The sequence below is a fragment of the Nocardia rosealba genome (genome assembly GCF_020216065.1).
Classification (GTDB): Bacteria; Actinomycetota; Actinomycetes; order Mycobacteriales; family Mycobacteriaceae; genus Nocardia; species Nocardia rosealba.
This window is the reverse complement of record NZ_JAIWNA010000002.1, coordinates 322,431-348,383: the sequence shown is the minus strand read 5'-3', so window position 1 is coordinate 348,383 and position 25,953 is coordinate 322,431. Positions and strand designations below refer to the sequence as shown.

The following is a 25,953-nucleotide window of genomic DNA, read 5'->3' as shown; positions in this document are numbered from 1 at the left end:
AGGCGAGATGACGAGCAAGCAGATCGACGAACCCGCCGCCCCGACGCGGCAGATCCGGCGCAGGCCGAAGAATCGGCGTGCCCAGATCGCGGCCGAATCTGCGGCGGCCTTCGGCGCGCACGGCTACCACGGCGTGAGCATGGACGACATCGCCCGTCGGCTCGACATCAGCTCCGCCGCCCTCTACCGCCACTTCCCGAGCAAGTACGCGTTGTTCCGGGAGGAACTGCTGCGGCTGTCGGGGCTGGCGCTCGCCGCGGTCGAATTGCCGCCCGAGGCCGAGGGTTGGTCAGCGAGAGAACGACTGGATCATGTCTTCGACGCGATCATCGCCGCCACCGTCACCAACCGGCCGACCGTGGCACTTGCCCGGTGGGAGCGGCGTTATCTCGAGCCCGCCGACTTCACGGACTTCACCGGGCAGTTCGTCACCGCGATCGCCGCACTGCGTGGCCTGATCCGTGACGTGCGCCCCGAACTCGACGGGCACGACCGTGCCGTGCGCGCGGTGTCGGTGTTCGCGGTGGTCAGCAGCATCGGCGACCACCACGCGAGCCTGTCGGCGAAAACCCTTGCCCAGCTGCTGAAGTCGACCTGCTGGGCGCTGGTCGACGCCGATCTGCGCGGCGAGCCGAGCACGGCGTCGGCGCGGCGGGGCCCCGACCTGCCGCAACCGTTCAAACACGAACTGCTGCTGCGCAAAGCGGTCGAGCTGTTCCACGAGCGTGGCTATCCCAATGTGAGCATGGAAGACATCGCCGTAGCCGCCGATCTGTCGGCGGCCTCCGCGGTGTACCGCTACTACCGCAGCAAGAGCGACCTGCTCGCGGCGGCGTTCCGGCGTGCCGCCGACCGGGTGTCGGCGGCGATCCCGACGGCGATCAATACCGCCGAGATGCCCGCCGAGGCGCTGGGGACGCTCATCGATCTCTATGTCGCCGGCTCTTTCGACGAACGGGCGCTGACCTTCGTCTACTACGCCGAGTTCACCCATGTCGACCAGGCCGATCAGGTGACCTTGCGTCACCTGCAGCAACTCATCATCACCGAGTGGGCGAAACTCGTCGCCGAGGCCAGGCCGGAACTGTCGATCGGTGAGGCCAGGATCCTGGTCCATGCCGCGTTCAGTCTTGTGGTCGACCTCGGACGGGTCTTCGGCGACGACGGGATCTGCCCGCAGGATCTTGTGGTCCGGCTGCTCCAGACCGTCACCCTCGGTCGTCCACTCCCCCGCTGAGTCGTTCAGTCGCCGCGCGCCACCGCACGGGTGGCCGCGCGGGCGGCGACGAGCACCGGATCCCACACCGGCGAGAACGGCGGCGCGTAGCCGAGATCGAGGGCCGTCATCTGCTCCACCGTCATCCGCGCGGTGAGCGCGACCGCGGCGATGTCGACGCGCTTGGCCGCGCCCTCACGCCCGACGATCTGCACGCCCAGCAGCCTGCCGGAGCGACGTTCGGCGAGCATCTTCACCGTCATCGGTTCGGCGCCGGGGAAATAGCCCGCGCGCCCGGTGGATTCGATGGTGACGGCGTGGAATTGCAGGCCCGCCCGCTCGGCGTCCTGCTCGAGCAGCCCGGTGCGGGCGACCTCGAGATCACAGACCTTGCTGACGGCGGTGCCGACGACGCCGGGGAAAGTGGCGTACCCGCCGCCGATACCGGTGCCGATGACCTGACCGTGTTTGTTGGCGTGGGTACCGAGTGCGATGTGGCGCATTGTGCCCGAGACCCGGTCGAGTACCTCCACGCAGTCGCCGCCCGCCCAGATGTTGTCGTGGCCGCGGACGCGTTGCGCGAGATCGGTGAGCAGGCCACCGGATTCGCCGAGCGGCAGTCCCGCGCGCCGGGCGAGATCGGTGGCCGGCCGCACACCGATGCCGAGGACGACCACGTCGGCCGGGTACTCGGTGTCGGCGGTCGTCACCGCGCACACGTGGCCGTCGGCGTCGGTGCGCATACCGGTCACCTCGGTGTCGGTGACCAACCGGATTCCCATCCCGTCCATGGCTTCTCGGACCAGCGCGCCCATATCGGGATCGAGAGTCGACATGGGCTCCGGACCCCGCGTCACCATGGTGACCCGGAACCCGCGCCGGATGAGCGCCTCGGCCATCTCGACACCGATATAGCCCGCGCCGACGACGACGGCGTCGCGTCCCGACACCGAAACCAGCGCCTCGATGAGGTCCTCACCGTCGTCGAGGGTCTGCACGCCGAACACACCGTCGGCGTCGATGCCGGGCAGCGGCGGGCGGATCGGGGTGGCGCCGGTGGCGAGCACCAGCTTGTCGTAGCCGGTCCAGGTCTCGGCGCCGGTATCGAGGTCACGCGAGCGCACCTGCCGCCCAGGGACATCGAGCTCGATCGCCTCGGTGCGCAGGCGCAGATCGATCGCGCGGGCACGGTGTTCCTCGGGTGAACGGGCGATCAGGTCGTCGGCCTCGGCGACGTCACCGCTGACCCAGTACGGAATGCCGCACGCGGAATACGAGGCGTGCCTGCCCTTCTCGAACACCACGATCTCGAGTTCGTCGGCGCCGCGCAGCCTGCGCGCCTGCGAGGCCGCCGACATGCCTGTCGCGTCGGCACCGATGACAACCATGCGTTCGGCCATGCCGCCCACGGTACGAGAGCCGCGCGCGCGGGTTCTCGCCGCCACCCCCCAACGACAGCGGCGGCGAGAACCCGGCAGCTCACAGGCCCAGCGTGCGCCCGATGATGTCGCGCTGGATCTCGCTGGTGCCGCCGAAGATGGTCGAGACCAGGGCGCCGCGCACATGCTTTTCCATGTCGAACTCGCGCGCGTACCCGTAGCCGCCCATCATCTGCATGCCCTCGAGCGCCACCCGCTTGGCGGTCTCGGTGGCCTTGAGCTTGGCCATCGAGGCCTCACGCGCCAGCATCTTGTCCGGATTCGCGTCGGCTTCGCGGGCCACGCTGTAGATCAGCAGCTTGGTGCACTCGATCTCGGTGGCCAGATCGGCCAGCCGGTGCCGCAGCGCCTGGAAGGTGCCGACCGGCCTGCCGAACTGTTTGCGCTGGGTGACGAACTCCAGGGTGTCGGCGAACGCACGCTCGGCGGCACCGAGACTCATCGCGGCCAGGATCAGCCGCTCGAAGTTCAGGCCGGTCATCAGCTGACGCCAGCCGTTGCCCTCCTCGCCGACCACCGCGTCCTCGGGGAGCACGCAGTCGGTGAAGTACAGGTCGTTGGTTTCCTTCTGGTTGCCCATCAGCTCGATCGGGGTGATCTGCAGCCCCGGCGTGTCCGCGGGCACGTGGAACATGGTGAGCCCCTCGTGTTTTCCGCCCTCTTTGGAGGTGCGGGCCACGAGCAGGATGTTCTCGGAGATGTGGGCGTTGGAACACCAGGTCTTCTGGCCGTTGATCAGCCAGCCGTCGGCGGTCTTGACCGCCTTCGTCGACAGGTTGCCCACATCCGAGCCCGCCTCGGGTTCCGACATCGAGATCGACTGCGACGCACCGCGAACGATGCCGCGCAGCACGTTCTCCTTCTGCGCGTCGGTGCCGAACTTGGCGTAGGCGCCGCCGGTGATGAGGGTCGGCCCGATCGCGCCGATCGGCAGCATGCCCCGGTGGGTCTCCTCGAGCAGGATGCACATGTCGACCATCGAGGCCGCCGACCCGCCGTACTCCTCGGGCACCGTCAGCCCCAGCCAGCCGAGCTCGGCCATCTTCGCGTAGACCGCCGGGTTGTGCTGTTCGGTGTCGTGATCGGTGAGCTCGTCACGCTGGGCCCTTGTGCCCGCCTCACGCTTGGCGAACGCGGCGACCGCCGCGGCGAAATCCTTCTGTTCCGAGGTGAATTCGACGCCCATACTGTTCCTCTGCTTCCTGATTGCTGGGTCTACTTGGCGCGGCCGAAGCGGCGCACGGTGAGTTTCTTGACCATCGCGATGGTCGATTCGGTTCTGGCGAACGACTGCAGCGCCATGCCGGGGATCGCGAAGCGCTGCCGCGCGATCGAATGCGGGCGGGTGAAGCCGAGCAGCCCGGCCGCACCGTGGATCCGGCCGACGCCGGACTCCCCCACGCCGCCGAAGGGCAGCGCGGGAATGGCGGCGTAGGCGGCGGGGCTGTTCACCGAGGTGGCGCCCGCCCGCAGTTCGCGCGCGATGTCCATGCCGCGTTTGCGGGAGAACACCGACGAGGCGAGTCCGTAGCGGGAGTCGTTGGCCAGGCGGATCGCCTCGGCCACATCCGCCACCTTGCGCACCGTCAGGGTCGGGCCGAAGGTCTCCTCGCGCACCGCGAGGGAGTTCTCCGGGACGTCGACGAGCACGATCGGGCGGACGAACGGCGCCTCGATCGAATCGGCACCACCCACCAGGGCGGTCGCGCCGTCGGCGAGGGCGGCGTCGACGTGCTCGGCGACCACATCGACCTGGGCCGGCAACGTCATCGGCCCGTAGGCGGCGTCGCCGTCGGAGCCCGGTACGAGCTCGCGCACCCGCTTGGTCAGTTCGGCGAGGAACTCCTCGTACACCGAGGCGACCACGTAGCAGCGTTCGGTGCCCACACAGGTCTGCCCGGAGTTGGCCATGGCCGACCACACGATCGCGTCGGCGGCCGCGGCCACGTCGGCGTCTTCGGCGACGATGGCCGCGTCCTTGCCACCGCATTCCAGCACGACCGGGGTGAGTCGCTCGGCCGCGGCTGCCATGATCCGCTTGCCGGTGGCGGTCGAGCCGGTGAAGGCGATCATGTCGACACCGGATTCCACCAGCGCACGGCCGGTCTCCCCCGGCCCGGTCAGCACACTCAGGATTCCCTCGGGCAGGCCGGGATTGGCCTCGGCGAAGGCGTTCACGTACCAGTGCCCGATGCCGACGGTGAGCTCGCTCGGCTTGAACACAACGGTGTTGCCGGCGGCCAGGGCGTAGGCGATGGACCCGTTCGGGGTGTACACCGGGTAGTTCCAGGGGCCGATCACACCGACCACACCGTGTGGGCGTTGCTCGATCACCGCCTCGTGGTTGGCCATCATCAGCCCCGGCCAGACCTTCTTGGGTTTCAGTACCCGCTGCGCGTTCTCGGCGGCCCAGTTCAGGTGTTCGACCGCGGTGACGACCTCGAGGTAGGCGTCGTCGAGCGGCTTGCCGTTCTCCGCGTGGATCAGCGCGCAGAACTCGTCCGCGCGCAGCACCAGCTGGGACGCCCAGCGTTGTAACGCCCGCTTCCGCTCGGTGAACCCGAGTTCGCGCCATGACTGTGCGGCCACGCGAGCCCGGGCGACGACGGCGGCGACCCGCTCGGCGTCGTCGACCGGCCAGCTGCCGACGGGTTCGCCGGTGGCCGGGTTCGCGGTGGCGATCATTGTCGCAGAAATCGGTGTTGCGGTGGGGGTTTCGGTCATTGTCGACCTTCCTTCAGGTCACTCGTTCGCGGTGTGGCGGTGCGCGGTTCCACTGGGCGGGCAACTCGCCGCACGAGGTGTTGACAGGCCGCGTCGGCCGCCATTAAGTTAATCACAATTCTCGCTAAGTTAATCATGATTCTGTCCGGTTGCCCAGAGCCGTCCTGGTTCTGCCCGCGACCGGCGGGAACGTCTGAATCCGGAGGGAGAGCGCGATGCTGCGCACCCGATTCACCGAGGCATTCGGTGTCGAGCACCCGATCGTGCAGGGCGGGATGATGTGGGTCGGCCGCGCCGAACTCGCCGCCGCCGTGTCCGAAGCGGGTGGTCTCGGCATCATCACCGGCCTCACCCAGCCCACCCCGCAGGCATTGCGCGAAGAGATCGCCCGCACCAGGGATCTCACCGACAAGCCGTTCGGGGTGAACCTGACGATCCTGCCGTCCATCACTCCGCCGCCCTACGAGGAGTACCGCCAGGCGATCATCGACGGCGGGGTGAAGATCGTCGAGATCGCCGGCGGCAATCCGGCCACCCACCTGCCGTTCCTCAAAGACGCGGGCATCAAGGTGCTGCACAAGTGCACCAGCGTCAAGCACGCCCTCAAGGCACAGCAGGTCGGTGTCGACGGTGTGAGTATCGACGGCTTCGAATGCGCCGGTCACCCCGGCGAGAACGACACCCCCGGCCTGGTCCTCATCCCGGCCGCGGCTCGTGAGCTCGAGATCCCGATGATCGCCTCCGGCGGGATCGCCGACGCGCGCGGCCTGGTCGCGGCCATGGCGCTCGGCGCCGACGGTGTGAACATGGGCACGAGGTTCCTGTGCACCGTGGAGTCACCCATCGCGCACGCCGTGAAGGAGAAGATCGTGGCCAACACCGAGCTCGACACGAAGCTGATCTTCCGCACCATGCACAACACCGCCCGGGTGGCCGACAACGCCGTGAGTCGCCAGGTGGTCGAGATCGAGCGTGGTGGCGGCACTTTCGCCGATGTGCGTGACCTGGTCGCCGGTGCGCGCGGGCGCAAGGTCTACGAGGAGGGCGACCTCGACGCGGGCATCTGGAGCGTCGGACAATGCCAGGGTCTCATCCACGACATCCCCACCTGCGCCGACCTGATCGACCGGATGGTGCGCGAGGCCGAGCAACTGATCGCGGACCGCCTGGCCGGCTCGATCGTCGAGGCGGTGGCCCGATGAGCGCGAGCGTTCTCAGCACCGAGGAACACGGCGTCCTGCGGATCACGATCGACCGCCAGGCGCGGATGAACGCCATCGATCTGGCGACCATGACCGAGCTGTGCGACCTGGTCACCGCGGCCGCGACGACGCCGTCGGTGCGGGTCATCGTGCTGACGGGGGCGGGGGCGGCGTTCTGCACCGGTGCGGATCTCGCCGCGGCCAGCGCGGCGGGTGGCAACGAGGCGTCCCCGGAGGTGGTGATGGATCGCGCCAACGACTTGATCCGGGCCATCGTCGATTCGCCGCTGCCGGTGATCGCGCAGGTCAACGGTCCCGCCGCCGGTGTCGGCACGTCCATCGCCTTGGCCGCCGACCTCATCTACGCCGCCGAGGAGGCCTACCTGCTGCTGCCGTTCACCTCCATCGGGCTGATGCCCGACGGTGGCGCGACGGCCGTGGTCGCGGCATCCATGGGCCGCGCCCGCGCCGCCGAATTCGCCCTGCTCGGCGCCCGGTTGCCCGCTACCGAGGCCGCCACCGCGGGCCTCATCACCCGCGCGATTCCGTCAGAAGAGCTCGGCGCACACGTAGAAACCGTCGCCGCCAAGCTCGCCGCCGGACCGCGGCGGGCGCTGCAACTCACCAAGGCCGCGCTCAACGCGGCCACCCTCGCCGGACTGGATGCCGCCCTGTCCAGGGAGAAGACCGGCCAGTCCGAACTGCTCACCTCCGCCGATTTCCTCGAGGGAATGACCGCGATGCTCACCCGCCGGGCGCCACGATTCGACGGCGCCGTCCACCCCATCACCGATCCGGCCTGAGTCCGGCGTTCCGCAGGAGACGAGATGTCAACCGCTACCGAACCGATGCGCTCGCGACGCAATCACTGGATGAACCAGATCGCGATCCACGCCACCACGATTCCCGATTCGCCCGCGCTGCGGTTCCTCGGTAAGACGACCACCTGGGGCGAACTGCACGACCGGGTGCAACGCCTTGCCGACGCGCTCGCACGCCGAGGTGTCGGCCAGGGCGACCGGGTGATGATCCTGATGCTCAACAACGCCGAGTACATCGAGTCGGTGTTCGCGATCAACACTCTCGGCGCCATCGCGGTGCCGGTGAACTTCCGCCTCACCCCGCCCGAGATCGTCTACCAGGTCACCGACAGCGGTGCGCGCACGATCATCACCGATGCGGTGCTCGCCCCGCTGGTCGGCGCCGTCGCCGCGCAGACCGACGCGCTGGCCACCCGCATCGTGGTCGGCGGCATCACCGGTGACGGCGTCCTCGGCTACGACGACCTGCTGGCCGAACAGGGCGACCCGCACGAGCCGATCGATGTCCCCGAAGACAGTGCCGCGCTGATCATGTACACCTCGGGTACCACCGGTAATCCCAAGGGCGCGGTGCTCACCCACCTGAACATGAACTCCCAGGCCCTCACCTGTATCCGGGCCATGCAGTACCGCGCCGACGACATCGCCTTCTGCGCCTCACCGCTGTTCCACATCGCCGGATTGGGCAGTGTCGCCGCGTGTTTCGTGCTCGGCGCGCTCACCGTGATCCACCCGCTCAAGGCCTTCGACGCCACCGAGGTGCTCGACGCCTGGGAGCGCGAACGGGCCACCTCGGTGTTCCTCGTGCCCGCCCAGTGGCAGATCGTGTGCGCCGATCCCACCGTGGCGCAGCGGGATCTGCGTTTGCGCGTGATCAGCTGGGGGGCCGCCCCCGCCTCCGACACCGTGCTGCGCGCGATGGCCGAGACGTTCCCGAATGCACTGAACGTCGCGGTGTTCGGACAGACGGAGATGTCACCGATCACCTGTGTGCTCGACGGCGAGGACGCGATCCGCAAACTCGGTTCGGTCGGCAAGCCGATCCCGACCATCGCCACCCGCATCGTCGACGACGAGATGAACGATGTCGGCCCCGGCGAGGTGGGCGAAATCGTCTATCGCGGACCGACCTTGATGCGCGAGTACTGGAACAACCCGCGGGCGACCGCCGACGCGTTCGCCGGCGGCTGGTTCCACTCGGGCGATCTGGTGCGCCGCGACGAGGAGGGCTTCGTCTACGTCGTCGACCGCAAGAAGGACATGATCATCTCCGGCGGCGAGAACATCTACTGCGCCGAGGTGGAGAACGTGCTGTTCGCCCATCCCCGCATCCGGGAGGCGGCGGTGATCGGCCGGGCCGACGACAAGTGGGGCGAGGTGCCCGTCGCCGTCGTGGTCACCGAGGACGACGGCGACATCACCCTCGCCGAGCTCGCCGACCACCTCGACGCGCACCTGGCCCGCTACAAACACCCCAAGGCGCTTGTCGTGATCGACGCCCTGCCGCGCAATGCGGGCGGCAAGGTCGTCAAGCACGAACTGCGGGCCCGGCACGGTTCGGCCCAGGCGGTCAGCGGCTGAGGAACTCGTCGATCGCCGGCCAGGTGATCTGCGCGGCGGTCGCACTGGCGAGCAATCCCAGGTGACCGCCGCGTACCTCGACGAATTCCACCTCCGCGTTCGGCAGCACGTCCAGGCCGCGCCGCACCGACGACGCCGGCACCACCGCGTCGCCGCGGCTGCCGAGCAGCAGCACGGGGCAGGTGACCTTGGCCAGTTCGATCACCAGATCCGAGCGCAGCCGGATGTAGCCCTCGGCGAGTTCGTTGCGCAGCACCAGGCTGCGGTGGATCTGCCAGTAGGAACGCCCCGGATAACCCGGCATCGAGGACATGAACCGCTCGGTCGCCTCGAGCCGGGCCAGCGCCTCGGTGTCGAGCGCGTTGCGGATCAGGTAGGCGGGCTTGGTGATCTCGCGGTCCAGTGCCTGCAACCGGAAGCCCAGACGCACGAATTCCTGCGGGATACCACCCATGATCCGGGTGGCCAGGGCCATCTCCTTGCCACCGGTCACCTTGGCGGCCAGGCGCATCGGCGCCAGCAGCGGGGTGCGGCGCTGGTCGATGGGGGCCGCGAGCGCGGTGATGGACGCGATCGGCAGGTCGGCGTTGGCGGCGGCGGTGAGCAGCGAGAAGACCCCGCCCAGCGACCAGCCGATGAGGTCTACCGGCCGGTCGTGTTCGGCGGCGACCCGTGCGACGGCCTCGGGCAGGATGTCGTCGATCCAGTCCTCGAGGCCGAGATTCCGGTCGGCGTAACCGAATTGGCCGTAATCGATCACGTACGGCTGTCGCCCCTGCTCGATCAGGTGGCGGACCAGGCTCTGACCGGGTCGCAGATCGAAGCACGCCGGGGTCACCGCCAGCGGCGGCACGAGCAGCACCGGATTTCCCCCGGCGTGGCCGGCCTCGTACCGCTTCAGATGGCGGTGCGGTCGCTCGTACACCGTCGTCGACGGGGTGGGCTCGCCGGATTCGAGCCCACCGCCGAACGAGACGGCCCACACATTCCGTACCGCGCGCGGTACATCGGTCACAATCCCCACCGATAACCCCTTATCTCACCGGCTGCCGTCGGCAGTCCCTACGGGCCAGTATCTTACCAGTGAGTAAGTTCAGGGTTCGGTCAGGCGGCGCGCTGGTCCCGCTTCGCCGGGTTCGCGAGCTCGCGCCCGGTCACCGCCTTGGTGATCGGGCGCGCGAACAGGACTCGCACCACAGCCCTGGCCAGGTCGGCGAGGCCGTGGCGACCCGCAGGGAGACCGAGAACGCTCAGCACGGTCCTGGTCTGTGAGGGTGTCACCGGCAGACCGGCGAAGCGGTCCGCCAGCCAGTTCAGGCTCAGCGGGGCCGAGCCGGCCAGCAGGCTCAGGTGCTCGCTGAGCCGGTCGCGCAGGTAGGTCACGTGCGCGCCGTTGGCCCGGTAGCGCTGCACGAGCGCGTCGATGTCGTCGACCGCGATGATCTGGTCGTGCACCGCTTGGGTCACCAGCAGCGGCGCCGCGGGTGCCCGGTCGCCCAGGGTGAGGTCGGCGAACATCTCGAGCATCGCCTCGAGGGCGAGCAGTTCGGTCATGGGCGCACCGGAGTGCCGGTCGATGCTGTACCTGGCCAGCCGCAGCACCGCACCCACCGTCGTCGACTCCGCCGCCTTGTCGAGCACCGCGCGGCCCTCGTCGGAGAAATAGGTGTCGACCAGTTCGGCGAACGCCGGATACACCCGCCGCAGCGCCGCGACCACCAATGTCGGCAAGCCAGCGTGCAAGCCGCCGTTGAGCCGGTGGAAGGTGGAGACGAGGTCACCGACCGGTGAGCCGAGTACCGCGCCCGCGATATCGAGTTCGGGCGCGTACGTGGGCGCCATCTCGGCGGCCCACGCCGAGGCGAGGCCACCTCCCGAGTAGCCCCACAAGCCCACCTGGGCGTCGGACGCGAGGCTGCCCGGTTCGAAGGCCAGGGCCGCGCGAATGCCGTCGAGGGCGCGGTAGCCCGGTTCGCGTGGCGCACCCCACGCGCCGAGCATGCCCTCATGGTCGGGCACCGACACCGCCCAGCCCCGGGACAACGCGTCGGCGAAGAGCAGCAGTTCGATGTGGGCACAGGTGCCGATCGCCCGCGAGCCACGACGCAGCGAGTAGGACGGAAAGGCGCGCGGCGCGATGGCGTCGATCGCGCACTGGAACGACACGAGTGGCGCGCCGTCGACGACACCGTCGGCCGGGGCGATCACCGTGGTGACGGCGGCCTCGGGTACGCCGTTGAGATCGTTGCTGCGATACAGCAGCTGCCAGGCCCGCGCCCGCAGCGGAATCAGCCCGAACGCCGCCAATTCCACCGGACGCCAGCGCAACAGCGTGCCCGGCGCCGATCTGTCGAATCCGTCGCGTGGCACATAGAACGGATCGGCGTCGGGCAGCAGCACCTCGGTGGGGGCAGCCCAGCTCTCCGGGATCACGCGGTGACCCGGCGGGCCGGTTCGCTGCGATAGCGCGAGACAGGGCCGTCGATGCCGAGCGCCCGCCACACCAGTTTGGCGACGGGGTTCATCAGGCCGATGTCGGTGGCCAGCGCGCGCACGTCGGTGAACACGTCACGCTTGGTGTGCCGGGATTCGGTGCTACCCCAGTACGCCTCGCGCATCACCTCGCCCGGAACGTGGAACTTGTCCACGAATTCCTTCGGCGGGGTGGCGATCATCGACAGCATCACCCGCATCACGACGGGGAACAGCACCGAGAGCAGCGACCGGGTGGCCGGATGCATCGCGGGCACGTTCTTGCGCAGATACTCGTGCGCGAAGGAGATGTGGCGCGCCTCCTCCGCGACATGGATCTGCATCACCCGATGCACCATCGGATGCAGGTCGAAACCCCCGCGCAGCAACGACTTCTGCAGGTGATCGATCGGCTCCTCACCGCCGAGCACCAGGGTGAAGAACAACTCGGGGAAATACTTCACCGCGGGCCAGATGACCATCGTCAGCTTCCGGTCGATCGGGCCCATGCCGATCACATCGCGATAGCCGATGCGGTTGATCATCTCCTGGAACATCATCGTGTGGTTGCACTCTTCGGCAGCCTCGTGCGTGACGTACCGGAATTCCGGATCACCGTTCGGTACCGAGATCAGGTACTGCATGAGGCCACGGATGAGCAGCTGCTCGAAGTCGATACCGACCTTGGCGATGCCCGCCTGCCGCCACATACCCATGGCGATCTGGAGTTCCTCGGGCTGGGCCCGGTACCAGGGGTGGCGACCCAACGGATCCTCGGTGGGCATGATCCAGCGGCGGTCGTCGGAATGCACCGCCATTTCCGGTGCGTCCCAATCGATGTCGACATAGGGATCGAAGTGCTTGCTCACCGATCCCTCGGACAAGCCCTGCAGAATATCGTGGTAAGTGGACAACGTCATCGGTGTCTCCTAGCGGTGGTTCCACTGCTCAGTTTAGTGGTACCGGCGGTTCCATTCAAGTGTAAATGGAACTTCGTGTCACATATACCTTGGCGCGCCGTCACCGGATGCGGAATAGGGGCGAATCACTTTCGGTACCAACACTTTCCGACCGCGAAATACGCACTGATAAGGTGTGTGCGGATTCGCCGGAAGCGCAGCACAGCGGGACGGGGACAGGCCGCACTCGCACGGTTGCACCACCGGCAACAGTCTCGCCGGAGGGACCGGCGAGGTTCCGGCCACCAGGCTCTTCGGCCGGTGAGACGACAAAGGAACCGATGACCCCGACAATCGCGGTGTTCTTGTTCGGTATCGCAACATTGGTGTTGCTCGGCGCTGTCGCGGTGGCTCTGGTCGCGCTGCGCAACGAGCGTCACGTCCGCGCCCGGCTGTCCTCGGCCGAACGCGAGCTCTACGCGCACGACGAGGCGATGACACGCCTGATCGAGGCGACCCTGCCGAGGATCACCGAAGCGATCCGCCGCCACGACGAACCCGACGTCACCGCCGAGGTCCCCGCCCAGCTGCGGGACTCGCCGTTCGCGCACAAGATCGCCCGGATCGCGGCCGAGCACGCCGACGATCTCGCCCTGGTGCGCGAGGAAACCCGCCTCACCGTGGAACACGAGGCGCAGGAACGCGCCGACGACCGGGTGGAGGCCGTCCGCGCGGAGACCCGCGCGCAGGTCGCCGCGGAAGCCCGGGCCGCGACGGGCAACGCGGTGCGCGCCTTCGGCACCACCGTGGTGAGCCTGGGTGCCGATGTGGGCCAGGTGGTCAGCAACGCGCTGCGCGAGAACCGCAACGACGAGGTGTACGGCACCCTGAGCCGCATCGACCACACCGTGCAGCAGATGATCCGGCAGGCGCAGTCCTACGTGCTCGTCTCCGGCGGCCTGCCCGGCAGGCGCTGGCCGCAACAGACCGTCGACGATGTGGTCGCGGGCGCGACCAGCCGGGTCCGCGACTACCTGCGGGTGCGGGCGGGACATTGCGACCGGGTGGTCATCAGCCGCGCCGTCGAGCCACTGGTGCACACCGTGGCCACCCTGCTCGACAACGCCCTGCGCTACTCGCCGCCTTCGTCGTTCGTCGATGTCGCCTTCCAGCAGGGGCACCACGGCGTCACCCTGATCATCGACGACGCGGGCGTGCGGATGAGCCAGGAACAGATGGAGGAGGCGCGCCAGATCCTGTCGGGCGAGCGCGTGATCGACATCAACGCACTCGGACCATCACCGAAGATCGGCTTTCCCGGTGTGGCGGCGCTGGCACGACGCTACGGCTTCGCGGCCTACGTCGACGGTCCCAACGTCTACGGCGGCACCCGCGCGATGGTCTTCATCCCCTCCGCGCTGCTCGTCGACAAGTCCGAAACCCGCTCGAACGAACTCGAGCAGGCCGATGCCGCACCGGAACCCGTTGTGCGAGAGGATGTTTCCGAGCCACGGGAAGTCGAGGCGGTGGCTGTGGCGGCCCCACCCGAACACACGGCACCCGACACGACCCCCGGCGGTTTACCCAAACGCACGCGACGAGTCGTTGCCCCCGCCACCGGCCGGGCCGCGGGCGCGGAATCGCCCGGCAGGCCGGAACTGGTCACCGCCTGGCACAGCGGATCCCGGCACGGTCGCGCCGCGGCCGAACGTTCCATCGACGGACAGGACAGCTGATGAGCACTTCCCTCACCGACAGCACCAACCGCCTGGCTTGGCTGTTGGACGATCTGGAGCTCGACGGCGTGCGGTTCGCGGTCCTGTTATCCGACGACGGTCTACGGGTGGCCCACTCGCCCGGTATCAGCAAGGACGAGGCCGAACGGTTCGCCGCCGCGGCCTCCGGGTTGCGCTCGCTCGGCAAGGCACTCGGCGAGTTCTGCGGTGGTTTCGCGAATACGGTGCGCCAGAACATGACCGAATACGACGAGGGGATGATCCTGATCACCGCTGCCGGGGCAGGCACCCTGCTCGGTGTCGCGACGACGGCGGATGTCGATCTCGGACTCGTCGCGCACCGGATGAACGATCTGGCCGAACGGGTCGGGCGCGAGCTGGGTGCCGCGCCCCGGCGCGACGAGTTCCGTCGATCGGAGACGTCGCTGTGACGCTCGAGACCTCCTTCGGCCTCACCCCGATCTCCCCCGACTCGAACAGCGGGCAGGCCAGGGTGGCGTTGTACTCGGAGGAGTTCGCGGCCGACCCGCAGAGCTCCTACCGCGACATGCGGCGCCGCTTCGGCTCGCTGGTCCCGGTCGATCTGGTGCCCGGCGTGCCCGCGACCCTGGTGATCGGCTATCGCACCGCCGTCCAGATCCTCAACGATCCCGACCACTTCCCCGCCGACGCCCGCATGTGGGAACGCACCGTGCCCGAAGACTGCCCGGTGCTGCCGATGATGCGCTACCGCCCCAATGCCCTGCGCACCGCGGGCGCCGAGCACGCCCGCTACCGGCAGGCCACCGTGGCCAGCCTGGCCGGGGTCGACCTGTACCGGTTGCAGCGCACCGTCGAGCAGTTCGCGATCCCCCTGATCAACACGTTCTGCGGCGACGGCAGTGCGGAACTGCTGAGTCAGTACGCCTTCCCGCTCGCCTTCGCGGCTCTGAACTCGATGCTCGGTGTCCCCGAGGACATCGGCGCCCGAGCGGCCGCGGGTATGGCGGCGATCTTCGAAGGCGGCGCGAGCGCGGCGCAGGGCGGTCAGATGCTCGAGGACGCGCTGTACGAACAGATCCGGCACAAACAGCTCGACCCCGGTGACGATGTCACCACCCGCCTGGTGCAGCACCCGGCCCGGCTCAACGACGAGGAGCTGATGAACCAGCTGCTCACCATGTACGGCGCGGGTATCGAGCCGATGTTGAACCTGATCCTCAACACGGTGCGGCTGATCCTCACCGATCAGCGCTTCGCCGGCAGCATCCTCGGTGGCAGCCTGTCGACGCGCGACGCGCTCGACGAGGTGCTCTACACCGATCCGCCGATGGCGAACCACTGCATCACCTACCCGCGTCAGCCGATTCTGGTCGAAGGGGTGTGGCTGCCCGCGCATCAGCCGGTGCTCATCAGCATGGCGGCCTGCAACACCGATCCGGCCATCGGCACGGGCGAGTTCCTCGACAACCGCGCCCACCTGGCCTGGAGCACCGGCCCGCACGGCTGCCCCGCCAAATCTCCCGCCTATCTGATCGTCCAGGAGGCCATCGATCAACTGCTCGATGCGCTGCCCGAGATGAAACTCGCGGTGCCCGAGTCGGAGCTGACGTGGCGTCCCGGTCCCTTCCACCGGGCGCTGACGGCGCTGCCTGTCACATTCCCGGAAACCGCGCCGATGCCGATCTTGAACTGACCGGTCGCCGGTAGAAGAAATCTGCAGTGATGACTGTAGACATTTTGGTGGAGCAGTTGTACAGTCGCTGATGTACACGAGCTTCGACATAACCGGCAGTCACAGGAGGTGGTGGTCACTGAGCAGTCACTTACCAGTCCCGCGTCCCGGAGAGTGTCGGGGTGCGGAGTGAATGTGAAGTCAATCCCTCGTTTGTAGATCCCAGGCCCGGCGCCCAACGCGCCGGGCCTGCCGGTATCGACCGAGAGGCGCAGTGCAGCACGTGAACACCCACGACGGCATCAGTGCCGCCGACCGACTCGAAGACGACGACTACCCCGCCTACAGCATGGGTCGAGCTGCCGAAATCCTCGGCGTCACCCAGTCGTTCCTGCGCGCCCTCGACGCCGCCGAACTGCTGACTCCACAGCGCTCCGCGGGCGGCCATCGCCGCTACTCCCGGTATCAGCTGCGCATCGCGGCGCGAGTACGCGAACTCGTCGACGCGGGCAACACCCTCGAATCGTCCTGTCGCATCGTGATTCTCGAAGACCAGCTCGCCGAGGCCCATCGGATCAACGCCGATCTGCGCGAGGCGCTCGACAACCGTCCCATCGACAGCTGACAGCGTGCGCGCCGATTCCCGAGTGCACCCGATCTGCGACCGGTATGTGGACGATTTCGCCGCCGCGGACCCGGTGACAGCGACCCTGCTCGGCATCACCGGCCACGACGATCGGCTCACCGACTACTCCCCCGCCGGGTACGAAGCCCGCGCCGAACTCGCGCGCCGGGCCGTACATGCCATTGCCTCGACCACGCCCGCCGACGACGAGCGGGTGGCGGCGGCGGTGTTCGCCGAACGCATCGGCCTCGAGGTCGAGCTGCACGATGCGGGTCTGCGGCTCGGCGCCCTGAATGTCATCGCCTCGCCGGTCCAGGATCTGCGCATGGCGTTCGACGTGATGGCCGACGCCACCGCCGAGGACTGGGCCGTGATCGGTGATCGCCTCGCCGCGGTTCCGGAGTGTGTCGCAGGCATGCGTGATTCCCTGCTCACCGCACAGCAGCAGGGTCGTGGCGCGGCGCTGCGGCAGGTCCTCGGCACGGCCGGACAGGTCGAGACGTGGGCAGCCGGGTTCTTCACCGCCTTCGCCGCGCCCGCCGCCCACGTGCCGGGCGCCCCGGATCTGTCCGGTGTCGCCGCGGCCGCCGACCGGGCATCGGGTGAGCTCGCCGGGTTCCTGCGGACCGAGCTCGCGCCACACGCTCCCCGGGCCGACGCGGTGGGCGCGGACACCTACCGGCTGTGGTCGCGGCACTTCACCGGTGCCGAGATCGACCCGGGTGCGGCATACGCCTGGGGATGGGCGGAATTCGGGCGCATCCATGACGAGATGGCGACCGTGGCCGACCGGATCGCACCGGGCGCCTCCCTCGCCGAAGCTGCCGCGGTCCTCGACGCCGACCCCCGGTACCACCTGCACGGGCACGCCGCCCTGGCCGGCTGGTTGCAGGAAACATCCGATGGGGCACTGAACGCGTTGCGCGGCGAACACTTCGAGATTCCTGACGAACTGATGGCCCTGGACTGCCGGATCGCGCCGCCGGGTGGCGGAGTCGGTGCCTACTACCTCGGCCCGAGCGAGGATTTCGGCAGGCCCGGCCGTATGTGGTGGTCGGTGGAAGCGGGCCGGGAGCGGTTCAGCACCTGGCGGGAGATCAGCACCGTCTACCACGAGGGTGCGCCGGGTCATCACCTCCAGGTCGCCACTGCCGTGCGGGAGGCGAAGTCGCTCAACAGGTTCCAGCGACTCATGTCGTTCGTGGACGGGCACGGCGAAGGATGGGCGCTCTACGCCGAGCGTCTCATGCAGGAATTGGGCTTTCTCGACGACGACGGCGCCTTGTTCGGCATGCTCTCCGAACAGCTCTTCCGCGCGGCTCGGGTCGTCCTCGACATCGGCATGCACCTCGAGCTGCCGATCCCGCCGGGCACCGGTTTCCACGACGGCCGATGCTGGACCCCGGACCTCGGCCGGGAATTCCTGCTCACGAGGACTCTCAAAGACGCCGCGACCGCCCGTGACGAGATCGACCGCTACCTGGGCTGGCCCGGCCAAGCCGCCGCCTACAAACTCGGCGAACAAGCCTGGCTCGCGGCCCGCGACGACGCCCGGCGCCGCGCGGGTGCGGAATTCGATCTGAAGCACTTCCACACCCGTGCCCTGAAGCTGGGCGGCATGGGGTTGGCCACCCTGCGCGCCCAGCTGGCCACGGCTTGATCGGAGCTATCCGAGAACGGGCGACAGATCGAGACCGGCCAGCCGCTGCTGGTCGGACAGGATGTCGATCGCGGTGATCCGGTCGTCGACGACGGTGAAGCCGATGACCGAGAACGGGTCGCCGTCCACGGTGTTCACCAGCCCGCAGCGGCCGTCGACCAGCGCCGGGTACACGGTGCACAGGGTGGCCATGCGCCGGAACGTCTCGGCCTGGCCCGCGACAGCGGCGGCACCCCGGATCACCCGCATCGCTTCGCCCGCGTCGGCCCGCAACACCACCTCGGGGTCGAGCAGGCGGAGCAGTTCGTCGAAATCGCCACCACGCGCGGCGGTGAGGAAGGCGTCGACGACGCGGCGCCTGCGCGTGACATCCGGGTCGGGGCCCGGCGTTGCGCCCTGTACTCGGCGGCGCGCCTGGCTGGCCAGTTTCTTCACCGTCTGTGGCGTGCGGTCGACGATGGGAGCGATCTGGTCGTAGGGCATGGCGAACATGTCGTGCAGTACGAAGGCGAGCCGTTCGGCGGGGCGCAGTGATTCGAGTACGACCAGCAGGGCCATGCCGATCGAGTCGGCGAGCACCACTTCCTGTTCCGGGTCGGCGGCGGTCTCGCTCGTGATCACCGGATCGGGCAGGTGGTCGTTGTCGAGCGGTTCTTCGCCGCGACTCTTCCGTGAGCGCAGCATGTCGAGGCAGACCCGTCCGACGACGGTGGTGAGCCAGCCACCGAGGTTGTCCACCTCGGTGGTGTCGGTGCGGGCCAGGCGCAGCCAGGCCTCCTGCACCGCGTCGTCGGCCTCGGTGAGCGAGCCGAGCATCCGGTAGGCGACCGCCCGCAGGTGGGCGCGGTTGTCCTCGAACTGTTCGGCCAGCAACTGTGCGTTCTGCACGGGTCCTCCTCGATGTCGTCCCACCGCTTTGACGAAAGCGGGACGCCGAGTGTGACCGTAGTGCCGTGACCAGCGTTTTTCTACGACCGGGTCACGTTCTGCCCGTGGCTTACGTCAGTGCGTCAGAACACGATCCGCCGCGGCAGGAAGCTGCGGCCGAAAGGAGAACATCATGGTCGAGGTGCACGGCTTCGTCGCCGAAGGATACGAACAGGTGCGGGCCGAATTCGCCGCCGTGGTGGCCGAGGAGGGTGACCCGGGCGCACAGTTGGCAGCGTTCGTGCGTGGTCGCCGGGTGGTCGACCTCTGGTCCGGGTCCGAGGTGTCCGGTACATCGCTGACCGGGTTGCATTCCACCAGCAAGGGCGCCGCCGCCCTGGTGATCGCGCTGCTGATCCAGGACGGTGTGCTCGATGTCGACCGGCCCGTCGCCGACTACTGGCCGCGGTTCGCCCGGTCGGGCAAGGAGCGGATCACGGTGCGCGACATGCTGGTTCACCGCTCGGGCGTGGTCGGGGTCGACGGTGGATTCACCGTCGCGGAACTGGCCGACGACCGGGTGATCGCCGAACGGCTCGTCGGGCAGCGGCCCTACTTCGAGCCGGGCACCGTGCACGGGTACGGCGGGTTCGTCACCTACGCCGTCGTCGGCGAGGTGGTGCGTGCCATCACCGGCGCCACGGTGCGGGAACTGTTCGAGCAGCGCATCCGCGCATCCTTCGACCTCGACATCCACCTCGGTCTGCCCGTCGAACTGGAGCACCGCTACCTGCCGATTCTGCCCTGGCGCGCCACACCGGAGGCCGAGGCGGCCTTCGCCGCGAATTCGCCTGCGCCGCAAAGCATCGCAGGCATCGCCTACAACCTCAATGCCCACGGCTTCACCGCCGCCGATGTGATGGCGCTGCCCAACGACAGCACCGTGCGCAGGCTCGGACAGGCCTCGGCGGGCGGGGTCGGCAGCGCGGCGGGTATCGCGGCGATGTACGCGGCGGCCACCACCGGGATCGACGGACGCGAACCACTGCTGTCGCTGGAGACCATCGCGACGGTGTCCACCATCCACTCCGGCGGTCGCGACCTGGTGCGCGGTGACAGCGCACCGTACGCGCTCGGTTTCGAAGCCAAGAGCCTGCTCACTCCGTTCCTCGGCGCCTACGCCATCGGGCACACCGGTTCCGCCGGATCGGACGGGTTCGCCGACCCGCACAGCGGCTTGACCTACGGCTACACCCGCCGTCGCGCCGCCTTCGCCTTCAACGCCCCCGAGAACGCCCGGCTCGCCGCCGTCCTCCACCGGGCCGCGACCCACGTCGCGGCCGCAGCCTGACCGATCGACCTTCCCACACAGGAGAACCCACTCATGACCACTCGCCTGACCCGCATCGCGAAATTCGCACGCTGGGTGCCCGTTGCCGCAGTCCTCGCCGAAACCGCCGTCGGCGCGTACTGGGATCTCGCCCGGATCTCCTACGTGCGCGAATCCTTCGACCATCTCGGCTACCCGATGTACTTCGCCACCGTCCTCGGTGTCGCGAAAACGGCCGCGCTGGCCACCATCCTCACGCCCGGCCACCCGCGCACGAAGGAATGGGCCTATGCCGGACTGGTCTTCGTCTACGGCGGTGCGGCGGCCTCGCACCTGGCCGTCGGCGACGGACCCGACAAATGGGCCATGCCCCTGTTCTTCACCGCCGCCACCTTCGCCGCCCGCGCCTGGCTGCCCACCGGTGGATCCACCACCGCGGCCCTGCGCTCCCTCACCGGCTCCCGAACCCGCATCGCCTGAGAATCACACCCACCGGAAAGGAAACCATCATGTCCGACCGTTCCCGCCTGCCCAACCCCCAGCAGCTCGTCCCCGCCCTCGCCGAGGTCGGCGCCGCACTGTTCAAAGCCGTCGGCAACGGGGCTGTGCCCCGCTCGACCATCAGCCTGATCCAGTTGCGCGCGGGCCAGATCGTCGGCAGCACGTATCTGACGGCCCTGCACACCGGAAACCTGCGCGCCGCAGGGGAATCCGAGGACCGCATCACCGCCGTTGCCACCTGGCGTGACGCACCGTCGTTCACCGAACCCGAACGGGCCGCACTCGCGCTCACCGAGGCCGTCCTGATCCCGGGGACGCACGGCGAACGGGTCACCGACGAGCTCTACACCGCCGCCGCGAAGCATTACGACGAGACGGCGCTGGCCACACTCGCCATGGCGGTCGGGCAGGTGAACTTCTTCGTCCCGCTCGCTCTCATCGGCAAGCCGCTGCCCGGCCGGCCGCCGGCCGAGCAGTGGACCCCCGTCACCGCCTGATCCGGCACCTCAGAACAGGCTGGTCTGCGCCGGTTCCGGGGTGACGCTGATCGCCGGATCGAGTTCGATCCGGCGCCCGACGAGGCGGGAGTCGTTGACCAACACCAGTTCAGCGGCTCCCGCCGGATCACGGCAGGCCAGGGTGTGGCCGTGGGCGGCCACCGCGTCGAACACGTATTCACCTGCCGCGGTGGTGATTTCGATCGGGTCGGGGAACCGGCCGCTGGCCTGGATGGTCGCGTAGAAGTCGCGGCCACCGGACCAGGCGATATCGGTGCGGACGATGTCGTCGGGCAGGGCGCTCGCCGCGTGCGCGGCGGCCTCGGCCACCCCTTCTTCCACCGCCGCCCACGGCCGCAGGGGGCGGGCGAGGATCCGTGTCTTGGTCACGCCCGGCACCGACTGCCGGAGTCCGGCCCGCTCGGTCACCACCCGCTCGAGTTCGCGCACATGCAACCCGTCGGGCGAATCGGTGATGAAGCGGGCGGCAAGCGCGCCCTGTTCGAACAGGCGACGGTGCCTGCGCACCGCCGAGGCCGTCCCGACCTTGGCCATCCCGTCACCGAAGTACGCGATGTAGAGGTGGTGCGGGCGGGCCATGTAATCGCGCACCTGTTCGGGCAGGGTGGCGAGCGGACCGCGATGACTGTGCACCACCGACCATCCCTCCCGGATCCGGCACCGTTCGCACTGGTGGCCGGTGTCGATCCGCGCCTCGTACGGGCAGGTCCGGCGCCCGGGTTCGCCGCCGAACGCACGGTAGCCGAGGCAGTAGCGGCCCTCGGTGACCCGGAACGCGAGCCGGGTGCCGACACCGGGCAGCAGGTCGACGGTGCCGTCCGCGCGCAGCAATTCGTAACACCATCGCCCCTGCTCGTCCCAGCGCGTGCCGCAGTACAGGGCGGTGGAGGTCATCCGGCGAATCTAGGCGATGGGCTCAGACGGCGTCGAGGAGGTCCTCGAGATGGATGGGAACATGGCGGACGCGCACTCCGGTGGCGTGGTAGATCGCGTTGCCGACGGCCGCCGCCGACCCGACGATGCCGATCTCCCCGATTCCCTTGCTGCCCATGGGATTCACGTGCGGGTCGTGTTCGTCGATCCAGCTGACGTCGATCTCGCCGATGTCGGCGTTGACCGGAATGTGGTAGCCGGCCAAGTCGTGGTTGACGACCTCGCCGAAACGGGTGTCGAAGACACTCTCCTCGTGCAAGGCCATGCCGATGCCCATGGTGATGCCACCGATGAACTGCGAGCGGGCCATGCGCGGGTTGATGATGCGGCCCGCGCCGAACACACTCACCACCCGGGGCACGCGGATCTCGGCGGTGTCGGTATCGACCCGCACCTCGACGAAATGCGCCCCGAACGCGTGCGTCGAAAAGTTCTCCCGCGCCGGGTCTTTCGAGGTTTCCACCGTCGTCTCTGCACCGTCGGCCGGGTTGTCGCCGTAGCGGCGGCGGAAGTCCTCGGCAGCGGCGACCACCGCCGATCCCCACGACGCCATGCCGCTCGAACCACCCGCGACGGTTCCGACGGGCAGTCGGGAATCGCCGATGCGCAGGTCGATGCGGTCGCCGGTGACACCGAGGGCATCGGCGGCGATCTGGCCGAGTGTCGTCCAGGTGCCGGTGCCGATGTCCATGGCGTCGATGGCCACCTCGTAGCGTCCGCCGGTGAAACGCACCCGGGCGCTGTTGCCCGGATTCACATCGGCCGGATAGGTGGCCGCCGCGACGCCCGAACCGACCAGCCAACGTCCGTCCCGCTGCGATCTCGGCGCCGGGTCGCGGTCGGCCCACCCGAATCGCCGCGCCCCCGTCTGAAGGCATTCGACCAGCCCACGACTGGAGAACGGACGCCCCGATTCCGGGTCGACCTCGGGTTCGTTGTGGATCCGCAGCGCGATCGGGTCCATACCGAGCGCGACGGCCAGCTCGTCCATCGCCGTTTCGGCCGCGTACATCCCGGGGCAGTGTCCCGGCGCCCGCATCCACGACGACACCGGCACGTCCAGCGCCGCGAACCGGTGGGTGGTTGCACGGGTACCGGCCGCGTACATCACCCGCGACACGATCGCGGTCTGTTCGGCGAATTCCTTGACCTTCGAAACCTGTTGGACCACATCGTGACTCAGTGCCGTCAAGGTCCCGTCGTGATGGGCGCCGAGCCGGATCCGCTGCACGCTCGGAGTGCGGTACCCGGCGAGGGAGAACAGCTGCTGGCGGGTGAGTGCCAGTTTCAGGGGCTTGCCGCCGGTGAACCGCGCAGCCATGGCCGCGAGCACGATATTGGCGTGCGGTTCGCCCTTCGACCCGAATCCACCACCGACGTACGGTGCGATGACGCGCACCTGTTCGGGTTCCAGCCCGAACAGCGGCGCCAGCGTGGAGCGCACCACGTGCGGGCCTTGGGTGGAGTCGTAGAGGACCAGCCCGTCCTCGGTCCAGTGCGCGATGGTGGCGTGCGGTTCCATCGGATTGTTGTGCACCATCGCGGTGGTGTAGGTGTGGTCGACTGTTACCGGGGCCAGCTCGAGCGCATGCTCGACATCGCCGATGGTGGTGTCGGTGGCGAAGCCGCCACTCACGTCCTCGGGTGCGTACAGGTCGTCGCGGTCGGCGTCGAAGACCACGTCGGCGGGGCTCTCGTCGTAGCTGACCCGCACCCGTGGGGCCGCCTCGCGCGCGACCTCGGGGCTGGTGGCGACAACCACCCCGATCAGCTGACCACGGAAGGCGACCTCGTCGTTCTGCAGGATGAACAGTTCGTTGTCGTCGTCGTCGGCCAGCCGTGGGGCGTTGAGATGGGTGAGCACCGCGACGACACCGTCCATCGTCTCGGCCTCGCGGGTATCGATCGCGCCGATCCGGCCGCGCGCGATGGTGGCCTGAATCGGGAAGGCGTGCAAGGCATCCCGGAGTGGATGTTCCATCGCATACGGCGCCCGGCCGCGCAGTTTGGCCGGTCCGTCGACACGGGTCGGGGAACTGCCGATCGCGGATGTCATCGCGCCCCCTGCTCGGTCAGGTCACGCAAGGTCGCGACGAGGACTTTGCGTGCCAGTGGGATCTTGAAGGCGTTGTGCCGTTGTGGACGTGCGGCCGCGAGTTCGGCGTCGGCGGCCTCGGCGAAGCTCGTCTCGGTGGCGGGGCGACCGCGCAGCGCGGCTTCGGCGGCGTGGGCGCGCCAGGGTTTGTGCGCGACACCGCCGAAAGCGATGCGGCAATCGCGAACCTGCCCGTCGGCGATATAGACGGCCGCGGCTACGGAAATCAGTGCGAAGGCGTAGGACGCCCGATCGCGCACCTTGCGGTAGGTGGAGTTGGCGGCCCAGTCGAGGGCGGGCAGGTCGACGGCGGTGATGAGGTCGCCGTGGGCGAGCACGGTGTCGCGTTCGGGTTCGGCACCGGGCAGTCGGTGCAGGTCGACCAGCGGGATCTCGCGTTCACCGTCGGCACCGAGTACCCGGACCGTCGCGTCCAGCGCGGTCATGGCCACTGCCATGTCGGAGGGGTGGGTGGCGAGGCACTGGTCCGAGGCACCGAGCACGGCTTGGTCGCGGTCGTATCCGCCGATCGCCGAACAACCGCTGCCGGGCGTGCGTTTGTTGCACGGCGTCGTCACGTCCTGGAAGTACGGGCAGCGGGTGCGTTGCAGCAGGTTTCCCGCGGTGGTCGCCAGATTGCGCAGCTGGGGTGACGCGCCTGCGAGCAGCGCGGCCGAGAGCATCGGGTAGCGGGCGCGGATGATCGGGTGGGCCGCGAGGTCGGCATTGCGCACCGTGGCCCCGACCCGCACCGCACCGTCCGGGCGTTCGGTGATGTCGTCGAACGGCAGCCTGCTCACGTCGACGAGCAGGCCGGGCGCGGTGATGCCGAGCTTGAGGTGATCGACGAGATTGGTTCCGGCGCCGAGGAATACGGCGTCCGGCTCGGCGAGCATCGTCGCCACCGCCTGCTCCGGCCCGATCGCACGTTCGTAGCCGAAGTCCCTCATCGGGCGGCCTCCGTGATCGCGGCGACGATATGCGGGTACGCACCGCACCGGCACAGGTTGCCGCTCATCCGCTCCCGGATCTCGTCGTCGGTGAGCTCGACCGGACCGGTGAGGTCGGCGGTGACATGGCTGGGTGCGCCCGCCTTCACTTCCTCGAGCATGCCGACAGCCGAGCAGATCTGGCCCGGTGTGCAGTAACCGCACTGGAAACCGTCGTGCTCGAGAAAAGCCTGCTGCACCGGATGCAGGTCGTCGCCGTCGGCGAGCCCGTCGGCGGTCACGATGGTCGCCCCGTCGTGCGCCACGGCCAGCGCCAGACACAGCGTGGCACGACGCCCGTCGAGCAACACCGTGCACGACCCGCACTGCCCGTGATCGCACCCCTTCTTCGGAGATGTCACACCGAGCTGTTCACGCAGGACGTCGAGCAACGTGGCCCGCGTATCGACACCGACCTCCCGCGTATGCCCGTCCACGGTCAAACTGATCTGCGCACGCATCGAACGGCCTCTCGTCGTGGGACACCGACCTCACCACCGACCACCGCGGCACGCCCCAACGGGCCCGCCACCAGCTGCTACCCGAACAGGTGTGCTCCAGCACACACCGCCACCGTAGCAAAGAGACACCCGCGGCCCGCTACACCCACCGCCGCACGTCGGCGTCGAGGTCGCGTGAAGCGCGCGTCGTCACCATCGCCTCGACACCAGACCGTAACGGCGCGTATCCG

Annotated in this window: 23 protein-coding genes; 12 read left to right on the top strand and 11 right to left on the bottom strand. The window is 68.8% G+C overall.

Features of this window, described 5'->3' with window-relative positions; all coding sequences use genetic code 11:
• The first annotated feature begins 7 nt into the window (after positions 1-7).
• On the top strand, positions 8-1,237 hold the full coding sequence (locus LDL21_RS08435) for a TetR/AcrR family transcriptional regulator (RefSeq protein WP_225279510.1): 1,230 nt from the start codon (positions 8-10) through the stop codon (positions 1,235-1,237).
• A gap of 5 nt (positions 1,238-1,242) precedes the next feature.
• Here the strand turns inward: LDL21_RS08435 and LDL21_RS08430 are convergent, their stop codons facing one another.
• The 3 genes from LDL21_RS08430 to LDL21_RS08420 all read right to left on the bottom strand — a co-directional run bounded on the left by LDL21_RS08430 (position 1,243) and on the right by LDL21_RS08420 (position 5,379).
• Positions 1,243-2,616 (bottom strand): FAD-dependent oxidoreductase, encoded by a 1,374-nt coding sequence (locus LDL21_RS08430; protein ID WP_225279509.1) that lies wholly within the window; start codon positions 2,614-2,616, stop codon positions 1,243-1,245.
• 79 nt (positions 2,617-2,695) lie between these two features.
• A complete protein-coding gene (locus tag LDL21_RS08425) occupies positions 2,696-3,841 on the bottom strand; it encodes an acyl-CoA dehydrogenase family protein (RefSeq protein WP_181697360.1) in 1,146 nt (381 codons plus the stop codon).
• 29 nt (positions 3,842-3,870) lie between these two features.
• Positions 3,871-5,379 carry an aldehyde dehydrogenase family protein gene (locus LDL21_RS08420; RefSeq protein ID WP_225279508.1) on the bottom strand — a complete coding sequence of 503 codons (1,509 nt, stop codon included), beginning with the start codon at positions 5,377-5,379 and terminating at the stop codon, positions 3,871-3,873.
• A gap of 215 nt (positions 5,380-5,594) precedes the next feature.
• Between LDL21_RS08420 and LDL21_RS08415 the strand changes: the two genes are divergently transcribed.
• From LDL21_RS08415 to fadD5, 3 genes are read left to right on the top strand one after another with little or no spacing between them, the layout of a single operon-like run.
• A complete protein-coding gene (locus LDL21_RS08415) occupies positions 5,595-6,581 on the top strand; it encodes an NAD(P)H-dependent flavin oxidoreductase (protein ID WP_067488874.1) in 987 nt (328 codons plus the stop codon).
• The gene (locus tag LDL21_RS08410) at positions 6,578-7,384 is read left to right on the top strand and encodes an enoyl-CoA hydratase (protein ID WP_225279507.1); all 807 of its coding nucleotides are present in this window, start codon (positions 6,578-6,580) and stop codon (positions 7,382-7,384) included. The genes LDL21_RS08415 and LDL21_RS08410 overlap by 4 nt, the downstream gene beginning before the upstream one ends.
• Before the next feature lie 24 nt (positions 7,385-7,408).
• Positions 7,409-8,983 (top strand): fatty-acid--CoA ligase FadD5, encoded by a 1,575-nt coding sequence (gene fadD5, locus LDL21_RS08405; protein ID WP_225279506.1) that lies wholly within the window; start codon positions 7,409-7,411, stop codon positions 8,981-8,983.
• On the opposite strand, the gene LDL21_RS08400 is transcribed toward fadD5, so the two are convergent.
• From LDL21_RS08400 to LDL21_RS08390, 3 genes are all read right to left on the bottom strand, one after another.
• On the bottom strand, positions 8,973-10,007 hold the full coding sequence (locus LDL21_RS08400) for an alpha/beta fold hydrolase (RefSeq protein ID WP_225279505.1): 1,035 nt from the start codon (positions 10,005-10,007) through the stop codon (positions 8,973-8,975). The genes fadD5 and LDL21_RS08400 overlap by 11 nt on opposite strands.
• Positions 10,008-10,087: 80 nt before the next feature.
• Complete coding sequence (locus tag LDL21_RS08395) at positions 10,088-11,416, bottom strand: lipase family protein (RefSeq protein WP_225279504.1); 1,329 nt, start codon at positions 11,414-11,416, stop codon at positions 10,088-10,090.
• The gene (locus LDL21_RS08390; protein ID WP_225279503.1) at positions 11,413-12,375 is read right to left on the bottom strand and encodes an AurF N-oxygenase family protein; all 963 of its coding nucleotides are present in this window, start codon (positions 12,373-12,375) and stop codon (positions 11,413-11,415) included. The genes LDL21_RS08395 and LDL21_RS08390 overlap by 4 nt, the downstream gene beginning before the upstream one ends.
• Positions 12,376-12,695: 320 nt before the next feature.
• On the opposite strand from LDL21_RS08390, the gene LDL21_RS08385 reads away from it, so the two are divergent.
• The 5 genes from LDL21_RS08385 to LDL21_RS08365 all read left to right on the top strand — a co-directional run bounded on the left by LDL21_RS08385 (position 12,696) and on the right by LDL21_RS08365 (position 18,029).
• On the top strand, positions 12,696-14,090 hold the full coding sequence (locus LDL21_RS08385; protein ID WP_225279502.1) for a sensor histidine kinase: 1,395 nt from the start codon (positions 12,696-12,698) through the stop codon (positions 14,088-14,090).
• Positions 14,090-14,521: a roadblock/LC7 domain-containing protein gene (locus LDL21_RS08380; RefSeq protein WP_181697353.1), complete on the top strand. Its 432-nt coding sequence runs from the start codon at positions 14,090-14,092 to the stop codon at positions 14,519-14,521. Before LDL21_RS08385 ends, LDL21_RS08380 begins: the two co-directional genes overlap by 1 nt.
• Complete coding sequence (locus tag LDL21_RS08375) at positions 14,518-15,765, top strand: cytochrome P450 family protein (protein ID WP_372462158.1); 1,248 nt, start codon at positions 14,518-14,520, stop codon at positions 15,763-15,765. Before LDL21_RS08380 ends, LDL21_RS08375 begins: the two co-directional genes overlap by 4 nt.
• Positions 15,766-16,018: 253 nt before the next feature.
• Positions 16,019-16,369 (top strand): helix-turn-helix domain-containing protein, encoded by a 351-nt coding sequence (locus tag LDL21_RS08370; RefSeq protein ID WP_372462157.1) that lies wholly within the window; start codon positions 16,019-16,021, stop codon positions 16,367-16,369.
• A 4-nt stretch (positions 16,370-16,373) separates the two neighbouring features.
• Positions 16,374-18,029, top strand: a complete 1,656-nt coding sequence (locus LDL21_RS08365; RefSeq protein WP_225279501.1) for a DUF885 domain-containing protein — start codon at positions 16,374-16,376, stop codon at positions 18,027-18,029.
• A 6-nt stretch (positions 18,030-18,035) separates the two neighbouring features.
• On the opposite strand, the gene LDL21_RS08360 is transcribed toward LDL21_RS08365, so the two are convergent.
• Positions 18,036-18,917, bottom strand: coding sequence for a sigma-70 family RNA polymerase sigma factor (locus LDL21_RS08360; protein WP_225279500.1), 882 nt, complete (start codon positions 18,915-18,917; stop codon positions 18,036-18,038).
• Between the two features lie 172 nt (positions 18,918-19,089).
• Here LDL21_RS08360 and LDL21_RS08355 point away from each other — a divergent pair, with 172 nt between their 5' ends.
• The 3 genes from LDL21_RS08355 to LDL21_RS08345 are packed head-to-tail and all read left to right on the top strand — an operon-like array spanning position 19,090 to position 21,224.
• The gene (locus LDL21_RS08355; protein WP_225279499.1) at positions 19,090-20,247 is read left to right on the top strand and encodes a serine hydrolase domain-containing protein; all 1,158 of its coding nucleotides are present in this window, start codon (positions 19,090-19,092) and stop codon (positions 20,245-20,247) included.
• A 33-nt stretch (positions 20,248-20,280) separates the two neighbouring features.
• Positions 20,281-20,706, top strand: coding sequence for a DoxX family protein (locus LDL21_RS08350; RefSeq protein ID WP_225279498.1), 426 nt, complete (start codon positions 20,281-20,283; stop codon positions 20,704-20,706).
• A gap of 29 nt (positions 20,707-20,735) precedes the next feature.
• On the top strand, positions 20,736-21,224 hold the full coding sequence (locus LDL21_RS08345) for a carboxymuconolactone decarboxylase family protein (RefSeq protein ID WP_225279497.1): 489 nt from the start codon (positions 20,736-20,738) through the stop codon (positions 21,222-21,224).
• A 9-nt stretch (positions 21,225-21,233) separates the two neighbouring features.
• On the opposite strand, the gene LDL21_RS08340 is transcribed toward LDL21_RS08345, so the two are convergent.
• The 4 genes from LDL21_RS08340 to LDL21_RS08325 are packed head-to-tail and all read right to left on the bottom strand — an operon-like array spanning position 21,234 to position 25,723.
• Positions 21,234-22,139 carry a DUF2797 domain-containing protein gene (locus LDL21_RS08340; RefSeq protein ID WP_181697347.1) on the bottom strand — a complete coding sequence of 302 codons (906 nt, stop codon included), beginning with the start codon at positions 22,137-22,139 and terminating at the stop codon, positions 21,234-21,236.
• A 22-nt stretch (positions 22,140-22,161) separates the two neighbouring features.
• Positions 22,162-24,234, bottom strand: a complete 2,073-nt coding sequence (locus tag LDL21_RS08335) for a xanthine dehydrogenase family protein molybdopterin-binding subunit (protein WP_225279496.1) — start codon at positions 24,232-24,234, stop codon at positions 22,162-22,164.
• Positions 24,231-25,223: an FAD binding domain-containing protein gene (locus LDL21_RS08330; protein WP_225279495.1), complete on the bottom strand. Its 993-nt coding sequence runs from the start codon at positions 25,221-25,223 to the stop codon at positions 24,231-24,233. The genes LDL21_RS08335 and LDL21_RS08330 overlap by 4 nt, the downstream gene beginning before the upstream one ends.
• On the bottom strand, positions 25,220-25,723 hold the full coding sequence (locus tag LDL21_RS08325) for a 2Fe-2S iron-sulfur cluster-binding protein (protein ID WP_181697344.1): 504 nt from the start codon (positions 25,721-25,723) through the stop codon (positions 25,220-25,222). The genes LDL21_RS08330 and LDL21_RS08325 overlap by 4 nt, the downstream gene beginning before the upstream one ends.
• Positions 25,724-25,953 lie beyond the last annotated feature (230 nt).